This window comes from Streptomyces sp. NPDC087440 (assembly GCF_044744005.1).
Taxonomy (GTDB): Bacteria; Actinomycetota; Actinomycetes; order Streptomycetales; family Streptomycetaceae; genus Streptomyces.
The window spans coordinates 114,486-130,647 of the sequence record NZ_JBIUXN010000004.1; the positions used below are offsets into that span (position 1 = coordinate 114,486).

11 protein-coding genes are annotated in these 16,162 nt (G+C 71.5%); 10 read left to right on the forward strand and 1 reads right to left on the reverse strand.

Annotated features, from left to right (window positions below; all coding sequences use genetic code 11):
* Positions 1 to 23 precede the first annotated feature (23 nt).
* The 3 genes from ACIO3O_RS11580 to ACIO3O_RS11590 all read left to right on the forward strand — a co-directional run bounded on the left by ACIO3O_RS11580 (position 24) and on the right by ACIO3O_RS11590 (position 2,943).
* Complete coding sequence (locus ACIO3O_RS11580; protein WP_401744889.1) at positions 24 to 797, forward strand: ABC transporter ATP-binding protein; 774 nt, start codon at positions 24 to 26, stop codon at positions 795 to 797.
* A complete protein-coding gene (locus ACIO3O_RS11585) occupies positions 794 to 2,179 on the forward strand; it encodes a hypothetical protein (RefSeq protein ID WP_401744658.1) in 1,386 nt (461 codons plus the stop codon). Before ACIO3O_RS11580 ends, ACIO3O_RS11585 begins: the two co-directional genes overlap by 4 nt.
* 107 nt (positions 2,180 to 2,286) lie before the next feature.
* Complete coding sequence (locus ACIO3O_RS11590; RefSeq protein WP_401744660.1) at positions 2,287 to 2,943, forward strand: hypothetical protein; 657 nt, start codon at positions 2,287 to 2,289, stop codon at positions 2,941 to 2,943.
* An 83-nt stretch (positions 2,944 to 3,026) separates the two neighbouring features.
* On the opposite strand, the gene ACIO3O_RS11595 is transcribed toward ACIO3O_RS11590, so the two are convergent.
* The gene (locus ACIO3O_RS11595) at positions 3,027 to 3,692 is read right to left on the reverse strand and encodes a TetR/AcrR family transcriptional regulator (protein ID WP_401744661.1); all 666 of its coding nucleotides are present in this window, start codon (positions 3,690 to 3,692) and stop codon (positions 3,027 to 3,029) included.
* Positions 3,693 to 3,957: 265 nt separating this feature from the next.
* On the opposite strand from ACIO3O_RS11595, the gene ACIO3O_RS11600 reads away from it, so the two are divergent.
* From ACIO3O_RS11600 to ACIO3O_RS11630, 7 genes are all read left to right on the forward strand, one after another.
* Positions 3,958 to 5,295 (forward strand): MFS transporter, encoded by a 1,338-nt coding sequence (locus tag ACIO3O_RS11600; RefSeq protein WP_401744663.1) that lies wholly within the window; start codon positions 3,958 to 3,960, stop codon positions 5,293 to 5,295.
* 93 nt (positions 5,296 to 5,388) lie between these two features.
* Positions 5,389 to 7,137 carry a glycoside hydrolase family 3 protein gene (locus ACIO3O_RS11605; RefSeq protein ID WP_401744665.1) on the forward strand — a complete coding sequence of 583 codons (1,749 nt, stop codon included), beginning with the start codon at positions 5,389 to 5,391 and terminating at the stop codon, positions 7,135 to 7,137.
* Positions 7,138 to 8,192: 1,055 nt separating this feature from the next.
* A complete protein-coding gene (surE, locus tag ACIO3O_RS11610) occupies positions 8,193 to 9,305 on the forward strand; it encodes a 5'/3'-nucleotidase SurE (protein WP_401744667.1) in 1,113 nt (370 codons plus the stop codon).
* Between the two features lie 428 nt (positions 9,306 to 9,733).
* On the forward strand, positions 9,734 to 10,471 hold the full coding sequence (locus tag ACIO3O_RS11615; protein WP_189820597.1) for a response regulator transcription factor: 738 nt from the start codon (positions 9,734 to 9,736) through the stop codon (positions 10,469 to 10,471).
* Positions 10,472 to 10,671: 200 nt separating this feature from the next.
* The gene (locus ACIO3O_RS11620) at positions 10,672 to 11,727 is read left to right on the forward strand and encodes an ATP-binding protein (protein ID WP_401744890.1); all 1,056 of its coding nucleotides are present in this window, start codon (positions 10,672 to 10,674) and stop codon (positions 11,725 to 11,727) included.
* A 279-nt stretch (positions 11,728 to 12,006) separates the two neighbouring features.
* Positions 12,007 to 15,891, forward strand: coding sequence for a multifunctional oxoglutarate decarboxylase/oxoglutarate dehydrogenase thiamine pyrophosphate-binding subunit/dihydrolipoyllysine-residue succinyltransferase subunit (locus ACIO3O_RS11625; protein WP_401744669.1), 3,885 nt, complete (start codon positions 12,007 to 12,009; stop codon positions 15,889 to 15,891).
* A gap of 81 nt (positions 15,892 to 15,972) precedes the next feature.
* The gene (locus ACIO3O_RS11630) at positions 15,973 to 16,155 is read left to right on the forward strand and encodes a DUF6104 family protein (protein ID WP_401744671.1); all 183 of its coding nucleotides are present in this window, start codon (positions 15,973 to 15,975) and stop codon (positions 16,153 to 16,155) included.
* Positions 16,156 to 16,162 lie beyond the last annotated feature (7 nt).

Below are 16,162 nucleotides of genomic sequence, written 5' to 3' on the forward strand. Positions count from 1 at the left end.
CCATCGACAACGACGGAGCCGCCGTGACCGGGCTGACCGTGCGGCACCGCCGCACCGTCGCCCTCGACTCCGTCGACCTGGACTTCGGGCCCGGCGTGCACGGGCTGCTCGGGCCCAACGGCGCGGGCAAGACCTCCCTGATCCGGGTGCTGGCCACCGTCGCGGCCCCCACCTCCGGCACCGTCTCCCTGCTCGGCAGCGACGTCGCGGGCCATCGCGAACGGACGGCGGCGCGAAGTCGGCTCGGCTACCTGCCGCAGGAGTTCGGGTACTACCCGGGCTTCACTGTGCGGGAGTTCGTCGCGTACGTGGCCTGGCTGAAGGAGATGGACGCGGCCGTCGTGGCGGAAGCCGTGGAACGGGCCGTCGAGCGGGTCGGTCTCGCCGACCGGATCGACGCGAAGGTGAAGTCGCTGTCGGGCGGCATGATCCGGCGGGTCGGCATCGCGCAGGCGATCGTCAACGACCCCGCGGTGCTGCTCCTCGACGAACCGACCGCCGGTCTCGATCCGGAGCAGCGCGTCGAATTCAGAGCACTGCTCCGCGAAGTGGGCACTGCTTCCACAGTGATCGTCTCGACCCACCTGGTGGAGGACGTGGCCGCGGCCTGCACGGAGGTGACCCTGCTGGAGGCGGGCCGTATCGCCTACCGGGGAACACCGCAGGAACTGAGCGCGATCGGCGACGAGAGCCACCCGGACGGGGACGGCGGGGACACGGACGCCCTCGGCGACAACGCCATCGAGCGCGGCTACACGAGCGTGTTGCGCGCCCACCGCCTGGCGGCCCGCCGATGACCACGACCGCCCCGGACCACTCGCCCTCCCCCGGCCACGCACCCGCCCCGGACCACCGCCCCCTCCGCCGCCCCCGGCACGCCTCGGGCCCGCCCCCTCTCCGCAGCGAGTTCCGGCGCGGACTCGCCCCCTGGGCAGGGGCGACCGTCGCGGTCACCCTGACCGTCCTCATGGCCGCGAAAAGCGGGCAGTGGCAGGGGAATTGGGGCGAGACCCAGTCCCTGCTCAAGACCGCGGCCACCCTGATCGGCGGTCCGCTCGCCGTCGCCGCCGGCTGCTGGCAGGGCGGCCGCGAGCGCCGTCGGCGTACCGTCGAACTCCTCTCCACCGCCTCGCGCGGGCGGTGCGCCCGCACCCTCGTCGCGGTCGCCCCGCTCGTCGCCTGGGTGCTGATCGGTTACGCCGTCGCCCTGGCCGCCTCCCTGCTGGCGACCCTGCCGTACACCCACCGGGGCAGGCCCCTGGTCCCGTACGCCCTGACCGACCTGACCTTCCTGGCCTCGATCACCGTCGTGGGTTTCGTCGCGGGACGGGTGATCCCGTGGCGGCTGACGGCCCCGCTGCTCGCCGCCTGCGCGTACCTCGGACTGGGCTTCCCCTCCTACGTCTCGTCGGACCTGCGTCTGCTGAGCCCCAACGAGCAGGTGGACACCACCCATGTCCCGCTGTGGTGGCAGCCCCTGGTGATGTCCGCCTGGACGTGCGGGCTGGCTGCCACCCTCCTCGTCCTGTACGCCGCACGCCGCCGGGTGCTCGCGGTCGTGCCGCTGGTGGTGGCGGTCGCGGCCGGGACCACCGTCGCGCAGGTCGGCACCGGAATGTGGCGGCACGTACCGACCCCCGGCGTCCGGGTGTGCGACTACGACACCCTGCCCGGCATCTGCGTGGACGACCCGGACCGCGACCTGCTGCCCGCGATCAGGGCGGCCCTGGCCGGGCTGAACTCCCGGGTGGCGGAACTGCCGGACCCCCCGGTCTCGTACGTCTCGACCGATACGGGGCCCGGTCCCGCCGAGGCCCGCCTGCCCCTGCTGACCCGGGGCTGGACCGTGGCCCGCAACGAACTCGTCGACCCGGCGGGGTTCGCCCGGGAGACCGCGGCGAGGCTTCCGCTCTTCGGCAGCTGCCCGGCGGAGAAGTTCACCGAGGCCGAGTCCGCACACTTCTGGGAGACCAGGAACGCCGTCCTGGCCTGGCTGGCCCCGCCGTCCCCGGACGCTCCGCCCACCGGGGCATCCGGCACCGACGCCCCGGCCCCCGCCCGGCAGACCGAACTCCGCGCCCCGCTGGCCGCGATGACCCCGGCGGCCCGGAAGGCCTGGCTCGACAGGTACGCCGCGGCCACCCGTGCCTGCGACCCGAAGCGGCTGCCGAAGCTGTGAGGCCCGCCCACTCCCGTACGACGGACACGACGGACACGACGGACACGACGGACACGACGGACACGACGGGCACGACAGGTGCGACGGACACGACGGAGGGGACGGAGGTGACAGGAAGCCGCACGGCCGCCGGGACATGGAGCGTCACCCCCTGCACCCCCCGCACCCTCTGGCTCCTCCACGCCCGCTCACGCTCCCTCCCCCTCACCCTCGCCGCGCTCGTCGCGACCTCCGGGTCCGCCGCGTGGGCCGCCGACTGGATCCAGGGGCAGCCGCAGTTCGACCATCACGCCCGGGCGCCCGTGATCTTCCTGGCCACCCTGCTGGTCTCCTCCGCCATCGGCACCGGACTCCTCACCCGCTCCGACGAACTGGACCGCACCGCCGTACGGCCGTGGTGGACCCTGCGCCTCCTCCACCTCGGCGCCCTGACCGCACTCGCGGCGGTCCTGCTCGCCCTGGCGGTGCCGGGCCACCCCGAGGCGTTCGGCGCACCGGCGATGGTCCGCAACACCCTCGGCGCGACGGGCCTGGCGGCGGCGGGGGCGGCGCTCCTGGGAGCACGCCTGAGCTGGCTGCCGATGACGGCCTACGGAGGCGCCGCCTACCTCGCGGCCCCCCGTACCCCGGGCGGATCCGCCGCCGTGTGGGCCTGGCCGATGCAGCCGGGACCGCAGGGGGCGGCCTGGACGACGGCGCTGCTGCTGCTCGCCCTGGGGGGAGGTCTGTACGTGTGGCGGGGAGCGCGGGTGGAGCGGGGGTAGTCCGCGCCCCGGCCGACGGGAGCCCGCCCCACCGGCGGCACCCGATCACCCCGGCGGCACCCGATCACCCCGCCGGGACCCGATCACCCCGCCGGGACCCCTGCCAGTCCGCTCCCGTCCACCGTCACCGACCGCAGCATCCGATCCATGTACGCCCGCAGCCGCCCCGGCATGTCCATCGCCTCGGGCGCCAGCGCCCACTGGAACTGCAACCCGTCCATCACCGCGATCTGCTCCTGGGCGAGCTCCAACACGTCCACGTCCGGGCGGAGTTCGCCCCGGGCGATCCCGGCGCGGAGTACTCCGACCGTGTGGTCGAGCACCCTCTCGTACCGGGCGCGGAAGTAGGTGTGGGCCGGGTGGCCCTGGTTCCCGGACTCGCCCACCAGCACGTTGAACATCCGCACCAGCCCCGGCCGCCTCGTGTTCGACTCCGCGAGGCGGATCACCGCCTCCATGCCCTCGACCACCGTCGCCGGGTCCGTCGCGAAGAGCTGTTCCATGTCGTGCTGCTCGCTCTGGGCGAGGACCGACAGCAGCAGGTCCTCCTTGCTGCGGAAGTGGTGCAGCAGCCCGCCCTGCGTGATCTCGCAGTCGTGGGCGATCCGGGCCATGGACGAGGCGTGGAAGCCCCACTGCCCGAAGTGCTCGATCGCCGTGTCGAGGATCTGCTGGCGGCGCGCCTCGCCCACCGCATAACTGCCCCGACCTGCGCTCTTCCGGGTCGCGCCCCCCGTGCTTGCTGCCATGCACCCACCCTAGAGCGCCCCCGGACACCCGCCCGGACGCGCCCCGCCCCGCCCCGGGCCCACCCCGGGCCCGCCCCGGATCCGGCCCGCATCCGCCCCGAATCCGGTCCCGACCCCGCCCCCCGGTCCGCCCCTTCCGCCCGGATATGCCGTGTGATCCACGCAACACACCACAAACCTAGTAGGTACTCGGTTTTCGCGTTTAGCCTGTGCTCGCCGGGTCGGCACCGAAGCCGACCGGCCCCCTTTCCTCTCGGAGTTCCCCATGGTCACGGACCGCGACGCAGCGGCGGCAGGCACGGCGTTGACACGTGTCACGTCCACCACCGCCCTCTCGGCCCCGGCCCCGGAACCCACCCCCACCCCCTCCGACGCCCCCCGCTCCCTCGTCCTCGGCCTCGCCTTCGCCCAGCTCGGGCTGTACCTGACCGTCCTCACCCCGGTCCTGGTCACCCTCGCCCTGCGCGTCTCGCAGCTGGTCCCCGAGAGCGGGCGCGGCGGGCGGCTCAGCCTGGTCCTGTCGGTCGGCGCGGTCCTGGCGATGCTCGGCAACCCGCTCTTCGGCGCGCTGTCCGACCGCACCACCGGCCGCTTCGGCCGCCGCCGGCCCTGGCTGCTGGGCGGCATGGCGGTGGCGATGGCGGGGCTGACGGTCGTGGCGCTCGGGGACTCGATCCTCGTCCTCACCCTCGGCTGGGCCGTCGCCCAGCTCGGCTGCAATGCCGCACTGTGCGCCCTCTCCTCCTGCCTGCCGGACCTGATCCCCGAACACCAGCGGGGCCGCGTGTCCGGTCTGGTCGGGATGATGATCTCGGTGGCGATGGTCACCGGGTCCTTCCTCGCCCAGCTCTTCCACGGCTCGCTGCTGCTGGCGTTCCTGGTGCCGGGCGCGATCGGACTGGTCGCGGTGGTCTATCTCGCTTCGGTGATGAAGGACCGCCCGGCCGCACCGGGCACGTTCCCTCCGTACCGTACGAAGGACTTCTTCGGCTCCTTCTGGATCAGCCCGCGCAAGCACCCGGACTTCGCCCGGTACTTCGGCGCACGCTTCATGATCTTCGTCGCGGACTCCTGCGTCACCAGTTACCAGGTGTACTTCCTGATGGACCGGCTCGGTTTCAGCCGGTCCGAGGTCGCGCAGAAGATGTTCCTCGGCACGCTGATCATGGTCGGTTCGACGGTCGTGGGCTCGCTGCTCGGCGGCAATCTCTCGGACCGGTGGGGCAGACGGAAGCCCTTCGTCCTCGCCTCGGCGGCGCTGGTCGCGGTCGCGCTCGCCCTGATGGCGCTGACCGGGTCGTACGGACTGTTCCTGCTGGCCATGGCGGTGTTCGGGTTCGGCGAGGGCCTGTACCTGTCGGTAGACATGGCGATCGGCGCGAGCGTCCTGCCGGACAAGGACAGTTCCGCCCAGGGCATGGGCGTACTCAACATCGCCATCGCCTTCCCGCAGTCGCTGGTCCCGATGATCGCCCCGGCGGTCCTCGCGATCGGTGCGGGCAGCGCGGACGGCGGCCAGAACTACGGGGCGCTGTTCCTCTTCGGCGCCCTCTGCGCGGCGGGCGGCGCGGTGGCCGCCCGGCTGATCAGGTCGGTCACCTAGGTCCCGTAGGTCCCGTACGGGAGTCACGCCCCCGCGAACTCCCCGCCACCGCACACCACTTCCCCCCCTCGCAGCACCCTTCAGGAGTACCGGATGCACCCCTACCAGGACCCCAGCCTCACCCCCGACCAGCGCGTCGACGACCTGCTCCCCCGCATGACGCTGGAGGAGAAGGCCGGGCAGATGTTCCACGACATGCTGATGATGAACGCGGACGGGAGCCTGGTCACCGAGACCGACGGCTCCATGCTTCCCTTCACCACGCCGGAGCTGGTCGAGGGCAAGCACCTCACCCACTTCAACCTCATGGGCACCTACGGCCCCCGTGAGATGGCGACCTGGGCGAACAACATCCAGGAGCTGGCGGCGGGCACCCGCCTGGGCATTCCGGTCTCCCTCTCCACCGACCCGCGCCACTCCTTCACCGACAACGTCGGTGCGTCCTTCAACGCGGGCGCGTTCTCCGCCTGGCCGGAGCCGCTGGGCATGGCCGCGATCAACGACGCGGACCTGGTCGAGGAGTTCGCGGACATCGTGCGCCGCGAGTACCTGGCGGTCGGCTTCCGGGTCGCCCTCCACCCGCAGATCGACCTCGCCTCCGAGCCCCGCTGGTCCCGCCAGAACGGCACCTTCGGCTCGGACGCCAAGGTCACCGGCGAGCTGGTCCAGGCGTACGTGCGCGGTCTCCAGGGCAAGCAGCTCGGCCCGGCCTCGGTCGCCACCATGGTCAAGCACTTCCCCGGCGGCGGCCCGCAGAAGGACGGCGAGGACCCGCACTTCGCGCACGGCAAGGAGCAGGTCTACCCCGGCGGCATGCGCGATCTGCACCTCGAACCGTTCAAGGCGGCCATCGCCGCCGGTGCCTCGCAGATGATGCCGTACTACGGCCAGCCGGTCGGCACCGACTGGGAAGAGGTCGGCTTCGGCTTCAACAAGGGCGTCATCCAGGGCCTCCTGCGCGACCAGCTCGGCTTCCAGGGCATCGTGTGCACCGACTGGGGCCTGCTCACCGAGGCCAACATCTTCGGCGAACCGCACCCCGCGCGCGCCTGGGGCGTCGAGCACCTCTCGCGCCCCGAGCTGGCCGCGAAGTCCCTGGACGCGGGCTGCGACCAGTTCGGCGGCGAGGCCTGCCCCGAGGTGATCGTGGAGCTGGTCCGCTCGGGCCGCATCGCAGAGGAGCGCATCGACGTCTCGGTACGCCGGATCCTGCGCGAAAAGTTCGTCCTCGGCCTCTTCGACAACCGTTACGTCGACGTGGACCTGGCCGAGGAGACGGTGGGCCGCGCCGACTTCAAGGCCGCGGGCGAGCGCGCCCAGCGCCGCTCCCTCACCGTCCTGTCCAACCGCGAGCTGACGCTCCCCCTCTCCGGCCGTCCGAAGCTGTACGTCGAGAACGTGGACCCCGCGGTCGCCGCCGCCTACGGCGAGGTCGTCGCGACCCCCGCCGAGGCCGACTTCGCGGTGATCCGCCTGCGCACCCCCTACGAGGAGCGGGCCAACAAGTTCGAGTCCTTCTTCCACTCGGGCACGCTGGCCTTCGAGGGCGAGGAGCTCGCGCGGATCGTGGGTCTGCTGGACTCCGTCCCCACCCTGGTCGGCATCAACCTGGAGCGGGCGGCGGTCATCCCGGAGATCGCGGAGCACGCGGCGGCGGTCATCGCCGACTTCGGCGCGGCGGACGCGGCGCTCCTGGACGTGGCCTTCGGCCGGGCGAAGGCGGAGGGCCGGCTGCCCTTCGAGCTCCCGCGCTCGATGGCGGCGGTGGAGGCGGCCCGCCCGGACGTCCCCAACGACACGGAGAACCCGGTCTTCCCCTACGCCCACGGCCTCGAAATCTGACCCGTCCGGAGCGTTCGCGCCCTGTCTGGGGCGCGGGACCGTGCTCACGGTGCGACTCCGCCGCGCGGGCACCCCGCGAGGGGTACGGGACCGTGCTCAACCTGCGGCTCCGCCGCGCGGTCGCCCCTTCAGGAGTGCGGGGCTGTGCTCAACCTGCGGCTCCGCCGCGCGGGCGCCCCTTCAGGAGTGCGGGGCTGTGCTCAACCTGCGGCTCCGCCGCGCAGGCGCGACCGGCCGCGCTGCCTCCGTGCCCCTTCAGGGGCGCGGGGCTGTACCAACCTGCGGCTCCGCCGCGCGGTCGCGACCGGCTGCGCTGCCTCCGTGCCCCTTCAGGGGCGCGGGGAACTGCGCGACCAGCCACGACGCATCCGCACGGAACCGAGACCCACCACCCCCTGCCCGGGACCCACCCCCCATCAGCCCCGCGGGTTTAGGTGAAGGGGCGGGGCTGGGGACCCCCTTGCCCCGGCGGGGCAGAGCTGCGCATGCCCGGCACCGGGAGGCGACCCGGGGCCTTGGCGGTGACGTGCACCCGGCACAGGTGCTGGGCCAGGGGCGGCACCCGGGTGGGCCGGGAGCGGGAGGGGCCGCCCCCTTGCCCGCCCGTCCCGCCCCCGGGGGGCGGGCCCGCCGCCCAAGGGGGCTACGGGGGAAGAGGGGGGCGGAGCCCCAGGGCACTGGGGGGAGGCCGAGCCCAAGGGGCAAGGGGGGAAGCCGAGTCCGAGGGGCCGGGGCGGAAGCCGAGCCCGAGGGATCGGCGGCGGGCCGGTCGGAACAGGGTCCGGCCGAACACCCCCACCCAGCACGACACAACAGCTTTCGGTCGGGCACCGACCGATGTCAGACCGCGGGGTTCCTGATCAACCCCGCTGCGGCAACGCCTCGCGCGCTGCCGAGGTCCGGGACCCGCCTGTGGGGGGCCGGGTCCCGGACCACACCACCACACACCACAGGCCACACACCACAGGCCACACACCACAGGCCACGCACCACGCACCACAGAGCCGCCCTCCCCCACCACCCACCACTCTCTGCCTGGAAGGGACTGCCATCCCATGCGTTCCGCTCGTCGCAATCTCCTCGCACTGACCACGGCCGGTGCCGTCGTCGCCGGCCTCGGCGCCACGGCCTACGTCTCCGCCCCCACCCCGGCCCCGCCCGCCCCGCAGGCCAAGCACCACCCCCAGAAGCCCTCCGCCAAGCCCCTCGCCGGCCTGCGCGTCCTCATCTCGAACGACGACGGCATGCAGGCCGCCAAGCCCTCCCACTCCGACGGCCTCGGCCTCTACGAGCTGCGCCGCGCCATGTGCGCCGCCGGTGCCGACGTCGTCGTGATGGCCCCGTGGCAGGTCCAGTCCGGCAAGGGCACCGCCGTCACCAACGGCGGCGTCCTCACCGCCCAGCGGCGCACGGCCCTCCCCCAGGGGTACGAGAACGACTGCGCCGGAACCCCCTCCGGCTCCCCCGTGTTCGGCGTGTGCGTGGCCGACGGCCCGTGCGGCAAGGACACCCCGTCCGCCACCCCCGCCGACACCGTGAAGCTGGCCCTGCGCGGCGGCCTGAAGGCCAAGGTCGGCTGGAGCGGCGACCCGGACGTCGTCCTCACCGGCATCAATTCCGGCCCCAACATCGCCGCCAGCGTGAACGACTCGGGCACCGTCGGCGCGGCCGTCGCCGCCATCGACCAGCAGGTCCCGGCGGTCGCGTTCAGTGCCGAGGGCGACGCGACCAACACCAGCTACCCGGTGCAGACCTACCGGGCCACCGCCGAGTTCGGCGCGCGGTTCCTCGCCGGAATGCGCCAGAACAAGCTGCTCACCGGCAAGTTCGCGGTGAAGGTCGACTACCCCGACACCACCAACGGCGAGAAGGTCAAGGCCCCGGTCTGGACCCGCGTCGGCAATGGTGCGGCGATCTACCACGACTACGAGCAGAAGAACGGCGGCGACAGCTTCGACATCACGATGGGCCTGTGCGAGGGCAAGCTGTCCTCCGGCGGCGAGTGCGACGAGAGCCGCAAGGACGCCGACCAGGTCTGGCTGCTGGAGAAGAACCACGTGACGATCGCCCCGATCACCTGGGACCGCACCTACGGCACCTCGATCGACGGCACGCGTGAGCTGCGCAAGCTGGAGAGCTACGTGAAGCACAGCGCCCCGCGCGTCTGATCGAAGCAGCCGGTCACCACCCCGGGCCGCCGCCCCTCAACCCCCCGGAGCGGCGGCCCCCACACGCCTCGCGCGGGGCCCCGGCGGCCCCCGGCGCCCCGCGCGAGACAACATTCACAGGTTCCGCACGTTTGCGCGTACAACCCTGGCTACGGTGAACAACGGGTCACCGGGCCGACACGGCGGGGCACGACGCCTACGCAACGTCTACTTCCTTGTGCACAGGGCGAGTTGCGCGGCCTCGACTTACGAAGAGTCATTGCGGAATGTCGTATTCAGAGGGATTAAAGCCATAACCAACAACTTGCCCGAGGCGTCGCTTTCGGTGCCGGGGCAGGCAGTTGCACCGCGTAGCCGTGAGCAGGTCAGTGCCCGTACGCTGCTCATCTGACCGCGGGATCTTACGAACGCACTCCAGGGGCGGGGCGATGGAGCAGACACACACCAGCCACAACGGCCTCGCGGCCACGCCCGGCGCTCAGCGCCGGGTACTGGTCGTCGAGGACGATTCCACGATCGTGGACAACATCGCGGCCCGGCTGCGGGCCGAGGGCTTCCAGGTGCAGACCGCGAGCGACGGCCCGGCGGCCGTCGACACGGCCGAGGCCTGGCAGCCGGACCTGATGGTCCTCGACATCATGCTGCCCGGCTTCGACGGCCTCGAGGTCTGCCGCAGAGTCCAGGCGCAGCGACCCGTGCCGGTCCTGATGCTCACCGCACGCGACGACGAGACCGACATGCTGGTCGGACTCGGGGTCGGCGCGGACGACTACATGACGAAACCGTTCTCCATGCGCGAGCTGGCGGCCCGGGTGCACGTCCTGCTGCGCCGGGTGGAGCGGGCCACGATCGCCGCCGCCACGCCGCGCAGCGGCATCCTGCGCCTCGGCGAGCTGGAGATCGACCACGCACAGCGGCGGGTGCGGGTGCACGGCGAGGACGTACACCTGACGCCCACCGAGTTCGACCTGCTGGTCTGCCTGGCGAACACGCCGCGCGCCGTCCTCTCCCGGGAGCAGTTGCTCGCCGAGGTGTGGGACTGGGCGGACGCCTCGGGCACCCGTACGGTCGACAGCCACATCAAGGCGCTGCGCCGGAAGATCGGCGCGGAGCGCATCCGTACCGTGCACGGCGTGGGGTATGCGCTGGAGACGCCGGCGCCGTGAGCAGTACGGCCGGGACGAAGCGCGGCGGGACCGGGCGCGGGTCGCTGCGACGGCGGGTGCCGGAGCAGCGGCGGGAGCCGGCGCGCCCGGCGCGCCGGTGCGGCGACTGCGGGCAGCGCGTCAGGCGCCCCCTGCGGGAGCGGCTGCGCCCCGGCCGGCTGCTGCGCCGCCTCGGGAACCTGGCGTCCCGGCCGCTCGCTCTGCGTCCCTTCACCATCCGGGGCAAGCTGATCGCCCTGGTCGTGGTGTCGGTGGCGCTGACCACCGGTCTGGTGATGGTGGCGCTGGCCACCAAGACCGAGCTGCGTTTCATCACGGTCTTCTCGATCATCGCGTCGATGCTGATCACCCAGTTCGTGGCGCACAACCTCACCAAGCCGCTCGACGAGATGCGCGAGGTCGCCGCCGCCATGGCGCACGGCGACTACACGGGCCGCATCGACGGTGAGAACCGCCGCGACGAGCTGGGGGGCCTGGCCACCACCCTGAACCGGATGGCCGAGGAGCTCCAGGCCGTCGACCAGAACCGCAAGGAACTGGTCGCGAACGTCTCCCACGAGCTGCGCACCCCGATCGCCGCGCTCCGTGCCGTACTGGAGAACGTGGTGGACGGCGTGGTCGCCGCCGACCCCGAGACCATGCGCACCGCGCTCAAGCAGACCGAGCGGCTCGGCGGCCTCGTGGAGACCCTCCTGGACCTGGCCCGCCTCGACAACGGTGTCGTACCGCTGAAGGCGCGCCGCTTCGAGGTGTGGCCGTATCTGTCGGGCGTGCTGAAGGAGGCCAATCTGGCCGCCGCGCAGCGCAACCTGGCCTCCGGGTCCGGCCGCCACATGCGCAAGGACGTCCACCTCCACCTGGACGTCTCCCCACCGGAGCTGACCGCGCACGCGGACCAGGAGCGGCTGCACCAGGTGGTCGCCAACCTGATCGACAACGCGGTGAAGCACTCCCCGCCGCACGGCCGGGTCACGGTACGGGCGCGGCGCGGGGAACTCCCGGAGAGCCTCGACCTGGAAGTGCTGGACGAGGGTCCGGGCATACCGAAGTCGGAGTGGCACCGGGTGTTTGAACGCTTCAATCAGGGCAAGTCGCCCGCCAAGCCCACGTCGGGCAGCGACGGCGGTACGGGTCTCGGTCTGGCCATCGCGCGCTGGGCCGTCGATCTGCACGGCGGCCGGATCGGCGTGGCCGAATCCGAACGGGGCTGCCGGATTCAGGTGACCCTTCCGGGGACCGCCTCTTCGCGCAGTTGACGTAGGGTTCGAACCAGAAACGGACGTTCTGCGTTCGTCCTGCCAGGATGCGGGGCTGAAGGCCGCATCCTCGGTCGGATGCACCCGGCTCGCATCCGCTTGACGCGCGGTCCACACCGGAACCCCGCTTGTTTCCCGCCATTTCGTGCGCCGAAACCAGCTCTCCGATGTGACTTACGCGACGGATGCACCGCCCGGTCTGCATCTCCCGGCCGGGGAGGCGTAGCCTTTATTTCCGCTGTCCACCACCTTGCGAAGCGGAAGAGGGCGGTTAACGCCGTGTCGTCTCAGTCCCCCAGTAGCTCAAGTCTCTCGTCGACCGACCAAGCCGAGCAGGGGAAGAACCCTGCCGCTGCCTTCGGTCCCAATGAGTGGCTCGTCGACGAGATCTACCAGCAGTACCTCCAGGACCCCAGTTCCGTCGACCGAGCGTGGTGGGACTTCTTCGCCGACTACAAGCCGGGAGCCACCGGCGGTACGGCAGAGAAGTCGGCCCCCGCCGCACAGGCACCCGCCGCCGCCCCGGCCGCCCCGGCCCCGGCCGCACCTGCCGCCGCTCCGGCGCAGCAGGCCGCGCCCGCCGCCCAGGTGCCCGCCCCGGCCCAGCCCGCGGCCCCGGCGCAGGCCCCCGCCGCTCCGGCGCAGCCCGCAGTTGCGCCGGCCGCGAAGCCCGCCGCAGCGGCCCCCGCCGCATCCGCTCCCGCCCAGGCCGCACCGGCCGCCAAGGCACCCGCACCCGCACAGAAGGCCGCACCTGTGAAGCCCGCTCCCGCCGCCGAGGCGACCTCCGCCCCGGCCGGTCCCGAGTACGTCACCCTCCGCGGCCCGTCCGCCGCGGTCGCGAAGAACATGAACGCCTCCATCGAGGTCCCCACGGCGACGTCCGTGCGCGCGGTCCCGGTGAAGCTGCTCTTCGACAACCGCATCGTCATCAACAACCACCTGAAGCGCGCCCGGGGCGGGAAGATCTCCTTCACCCACCTCATCGGGTTCGCGATGGTGCAGGCCATCAAGGCCATGCCGTCGATGAACTACTCCTTCACGGAGAAGGACGGCAAGCCCACGATGGTGAAGCCGGAGCACATCAACTTCGGCCTCGCGATCGACCTGGTGAAGCCCAACGGCGACCGCCAGCTCGTCGTCGCCGGCATCAAGAAGGCCGAGACGCTCGACTTCTTCGAGTTCTGGCAGGCCTACGAGGACATCGTCCGCCGCGCCCGCGACAACAAGCTGACGATGGACGACTTCACCGGTGTGACGGTCTCCCTCACCAACCCGGGCGGCCTCGGCACCGTCCACTCGGTCCCGCGTCTGATGCCCGGTCAGTCGGTCATCATGGGCGTCGGCTCGATGGACTACCCGGCGGAGTTCCAGGGCACCTCGCAGGACACCCTGAACAAGCTCGGCATCTCCAAGGTCATGACCCTGACCTCGACGTACGACCACCGCGTCATCCAGGGCGCCGCCTCCGGCGAGTTCCTCCGCATCGTCGCGAACCTCCTGCTCGGCGAGTCCGGCTTCTACGACGACGTCTTCAAGGCGCTGCGCATCCCCTACGAGCCGGTCCGCTGGCTCAAGGACATCGACGCCAGCCACGACGACGACGTCACGAAGGCCGCCCGCGTCTTCGAGCTGATCCACTCCTACCGGGTGCGCGGCCACGTCATGGCCGACACGGACCCGCTGGAGTACAAGCAGCGCAAGCACCCCGACCTCGACATCAACGAGCACGGGCTGACGCTGTGGGACCTGGAGCGCGAGTTCGCCGTCGGCGGCTTCGCCTCCAAGTCGATGATGAAGCTGCGCGACATCCTCGGCGTCCTGCGCGACTCGTACTGCCGCACCACCGGCATCGAGTTCATGCACATCCAGGACCCGAAGCAGCGCAAGTGGATCCAGGACCGGGTGGAGCGCCCGCACTCGAAGCCCGAGCGCGAGGAGCAGCTGCGCATCCTGCGCCGCCTGAACGCCGCCGAGGCCTTCGAGACCTTCCTGCAGACCAAGTACGTCGGCCAGAAGCGCTTCAGCCTGGAGGGCGGCGAGTCCGTCATCCCCCTCCTCGACGCCGTCATCGACAGCGCCGCCGAGTCGCGTCTGGACGAGGTCGTCATCGGCATGGCCCACCGCGGCCGCCTGAACGTCCTCGCGAACATCGTGGGCAAGTCGTACGCCCAGATCTTCCGCGAGTTCGAGGGCAACCTCGACCCGAAGTCGATGCACGGCTCCGGCGACGTGAAGTACCACCTGGGCGCCGAGGGCACCTTCACCGGTCTCGACGGCGAGCAGATCAAGGTCTCGCTGGCCGCGAACCCCTCGCACCTCGAAGCCGTGGACCCGGTCCTGGAGGGCATCGCCCGCGCACGCCAGGACATCATCAACAAGGGCGGCACGGACTTCACCGTCCTGCCCGTCGCCCTGCACGGCGACGCGGCCTTCGCGGGCCAGGGCGTCGTGGCCGAGACCTTCAACATGTCGCAGCTGCGCGGCTACCGCACCGGCGGCACCGTGCACATCGTCATCAACAACCAGGTCGGCTTCACCGCCGCCCCGGAGGCCTCGCGCTCCTCGATGTACGCCACCGACGTGGCCCGCATGATCGAGGCGCCGATCTTCCACGTGAACGGCGACGACCCGGAGGCCGTGGTCCGCGTGGCCCGCCTGGCCTTCGAGTTCCGCCAGACGTTCAACAAGGACGTCGTGATCGACCTCATCTGCTACCGCCGCCGCGGTCACAACGAGGGCGACAACCCGCAGTTCACCAACCCGCAGATGGTGACGCTGATCGACAAGAAGCGCTCGGTGCGCAAGCTCTACACCGAGTCCCTGATCGGTCGCGGCGACATCACCCTGGAAGAGGCGGAGCAGGCGCTCCAGGACTTCCAGGGCCAGCTGGAGAAGGTGTTCGCGGAGGTCCGCGAGGCCACGTCGACCCCGGCCGCCGCCCCGTACAGCGACCCGCAGGCCGAGTTCCCGGTGGCCGTGACCACCGCGATCTCGCAGGAGGCCGTGAAGCGGATCGCCGAGTCGCAGGTCAACATCCCGGACAACATCCACGTCCACCCGCGCCTGATGCCGCAGATGCAGCGCCGCGCCGCGTCCGTCGACGACGGCACGATCGACTGGGGCATGGGCGAGACCCTCGCCATCGGCTCCCTGCTGATGGAGGGCACCCCGGTCCGCCTGGCGGGCCAGGACTCCCGCCGCGGCACCTTCGGCCAGCGCCACGCGGTCCTGGTCGACCAGGAGACGGGCGAGGACTACACCCCGCTCCAGTACCTCTCGGACGAGCAGGCCCGCTACAACGTCTACGACTCCCTCCTCTCGGAGTACGCGGCGATGGGCTTCGAGTACGGCTACTCGCTCGCCCGCCCGGAGTCGCTGGTCATCTGGGAGGCCCAGTTCGGCGACTTCGTCAACGGCGCCCAGACCGTCATGGACGAGTTCATCTCCTCCGCCGAGCAGAAGTGGGGCCAGACCTCCGGCGTCACCCTGCTCCTCCCGCACGGCTACGAGGGCCAGGGCCCGGACCACTCGTCCGCCCGCCCGGAGCGCTTCCTCCAGATGTGCGCGCAGAACAACATGACGGTCGCCATGCCGACCCTCCCCTCGAACTACTTCCACCTCCTGCGCTGGCAGGTCCACAACCCGCACCACAAGCCGCTCATCGTCTTCACCCCGAAGTCGATGCTGCGTCTGAAGGCGGCGGCGTCGAAGGCGGAGGAGTTCACCACGGGCGGCTTCCGTCCCGTCATCGGCGACGACAAGGTGGACGCCTCGGCCGTCCGCAAGGTCGTCTTCTGCGCGGGCAAGGTCTACTACGACCTGGAGGCCGAGCGCGAGAAGCGCGGCGCCACGGACACCGCGATCATCCGCCTCGAACGCCTCTACCCCCTCCCGGGTGCGGAGCTCCAGGCCGAGATCGCCAAGTACCCGAACGCCGAGAAGTACCTGTGGGCCCAGGAGGAGCCGGCGAACCAGGGCGCATGGCCCTTCATCGCCCTCAACCTGATCGACCACCTCGACCTGGCAGTCGGCGCGGACATCCCGCACGGCGAGCGCCTGCGCCGCATCTCGCGCCCGCACAGCTCGTCCCCGGCCGTCGGCTCGGCGAAGCGCCACCAGGCGGAGCAGCAGGCTCTCGTCACCGAGGTCTTCGACGCCTAGTCGCTGACGCTGGTCAGAGCATGTGAGGGGCCCGCCCCCGCGAGAGGTTTTCGCGGGGGCGGGCCCTTTAATCTTGTACGCATGTACTTCACTGACCGTGGCATCGAAGAGCTGGAGAAGCGGCGCGGCGAGGAGGAAGTCACCTTCGAGTGGCTCGCCGAGCAGTTCCGTACGTTCGTGGACCTGAACCCCGACTTCGAGGTCCCGGTGGAACGCCTGGCCACGTGGCTGGCCCGCCTGGACGACGAGGACGAGGACGAGTAGCGCTCAT

Excerpts from the sequence above, each read along its gene's own strand:
- ACIO3O_RS11585 (WP_401744658.1), top strand. The coding sequence starts at position 794 with ATGACCACGACCGCCCCGGACCACTCGCCCTCCCCCGGCCACGCACCC.
- ACIO3O_RS11595 (WP_401744661.1), bottom strand. The coding sequence starts at position 3,692 with ATGGCAGCAAGCACGGGGGGCGCGACCCGGAAGAGCGCAGGTCGGGGC.
- ACIO3O_RS11600 (WP_401744663.1), top strand. The coding sequence starts at position 3,958 with ATGGTCACGGACCGCGACGCAGCGGCGGCAGGCACGGCGTTGACACGT.
- ACIO3O_RS11605 (WP_401744665.1), top strand. The coding sequence starts at position 5,389 with ATGCACCCCTACCAGGACCCCAGCCTCACCCCCGACCAGCGCGTCGAC.
- surE (WP_401744667.1), top strand. The coding sequence starts at position 8,193 with ATGCGTTCCGCTCGTCGCAATCTCCTCGCACTGACCACGGCCGGTGCC.
- ACIO3O_RS11615 (WP_189820597.1), top strand. The coding sequence starts at position 9,734 with ATGGAGCAGACACACACCAGCCACAACGGCCTCGCGGCCACGCCCGGC.
- ACIO3O_RS11630 (WP_401744671.1), top strand. The coding sequence starts at position 15,973 with ATGTACTTCACTGACCGTGGCATCGAAGAGCTGGAGAAGCGGCGCGGC.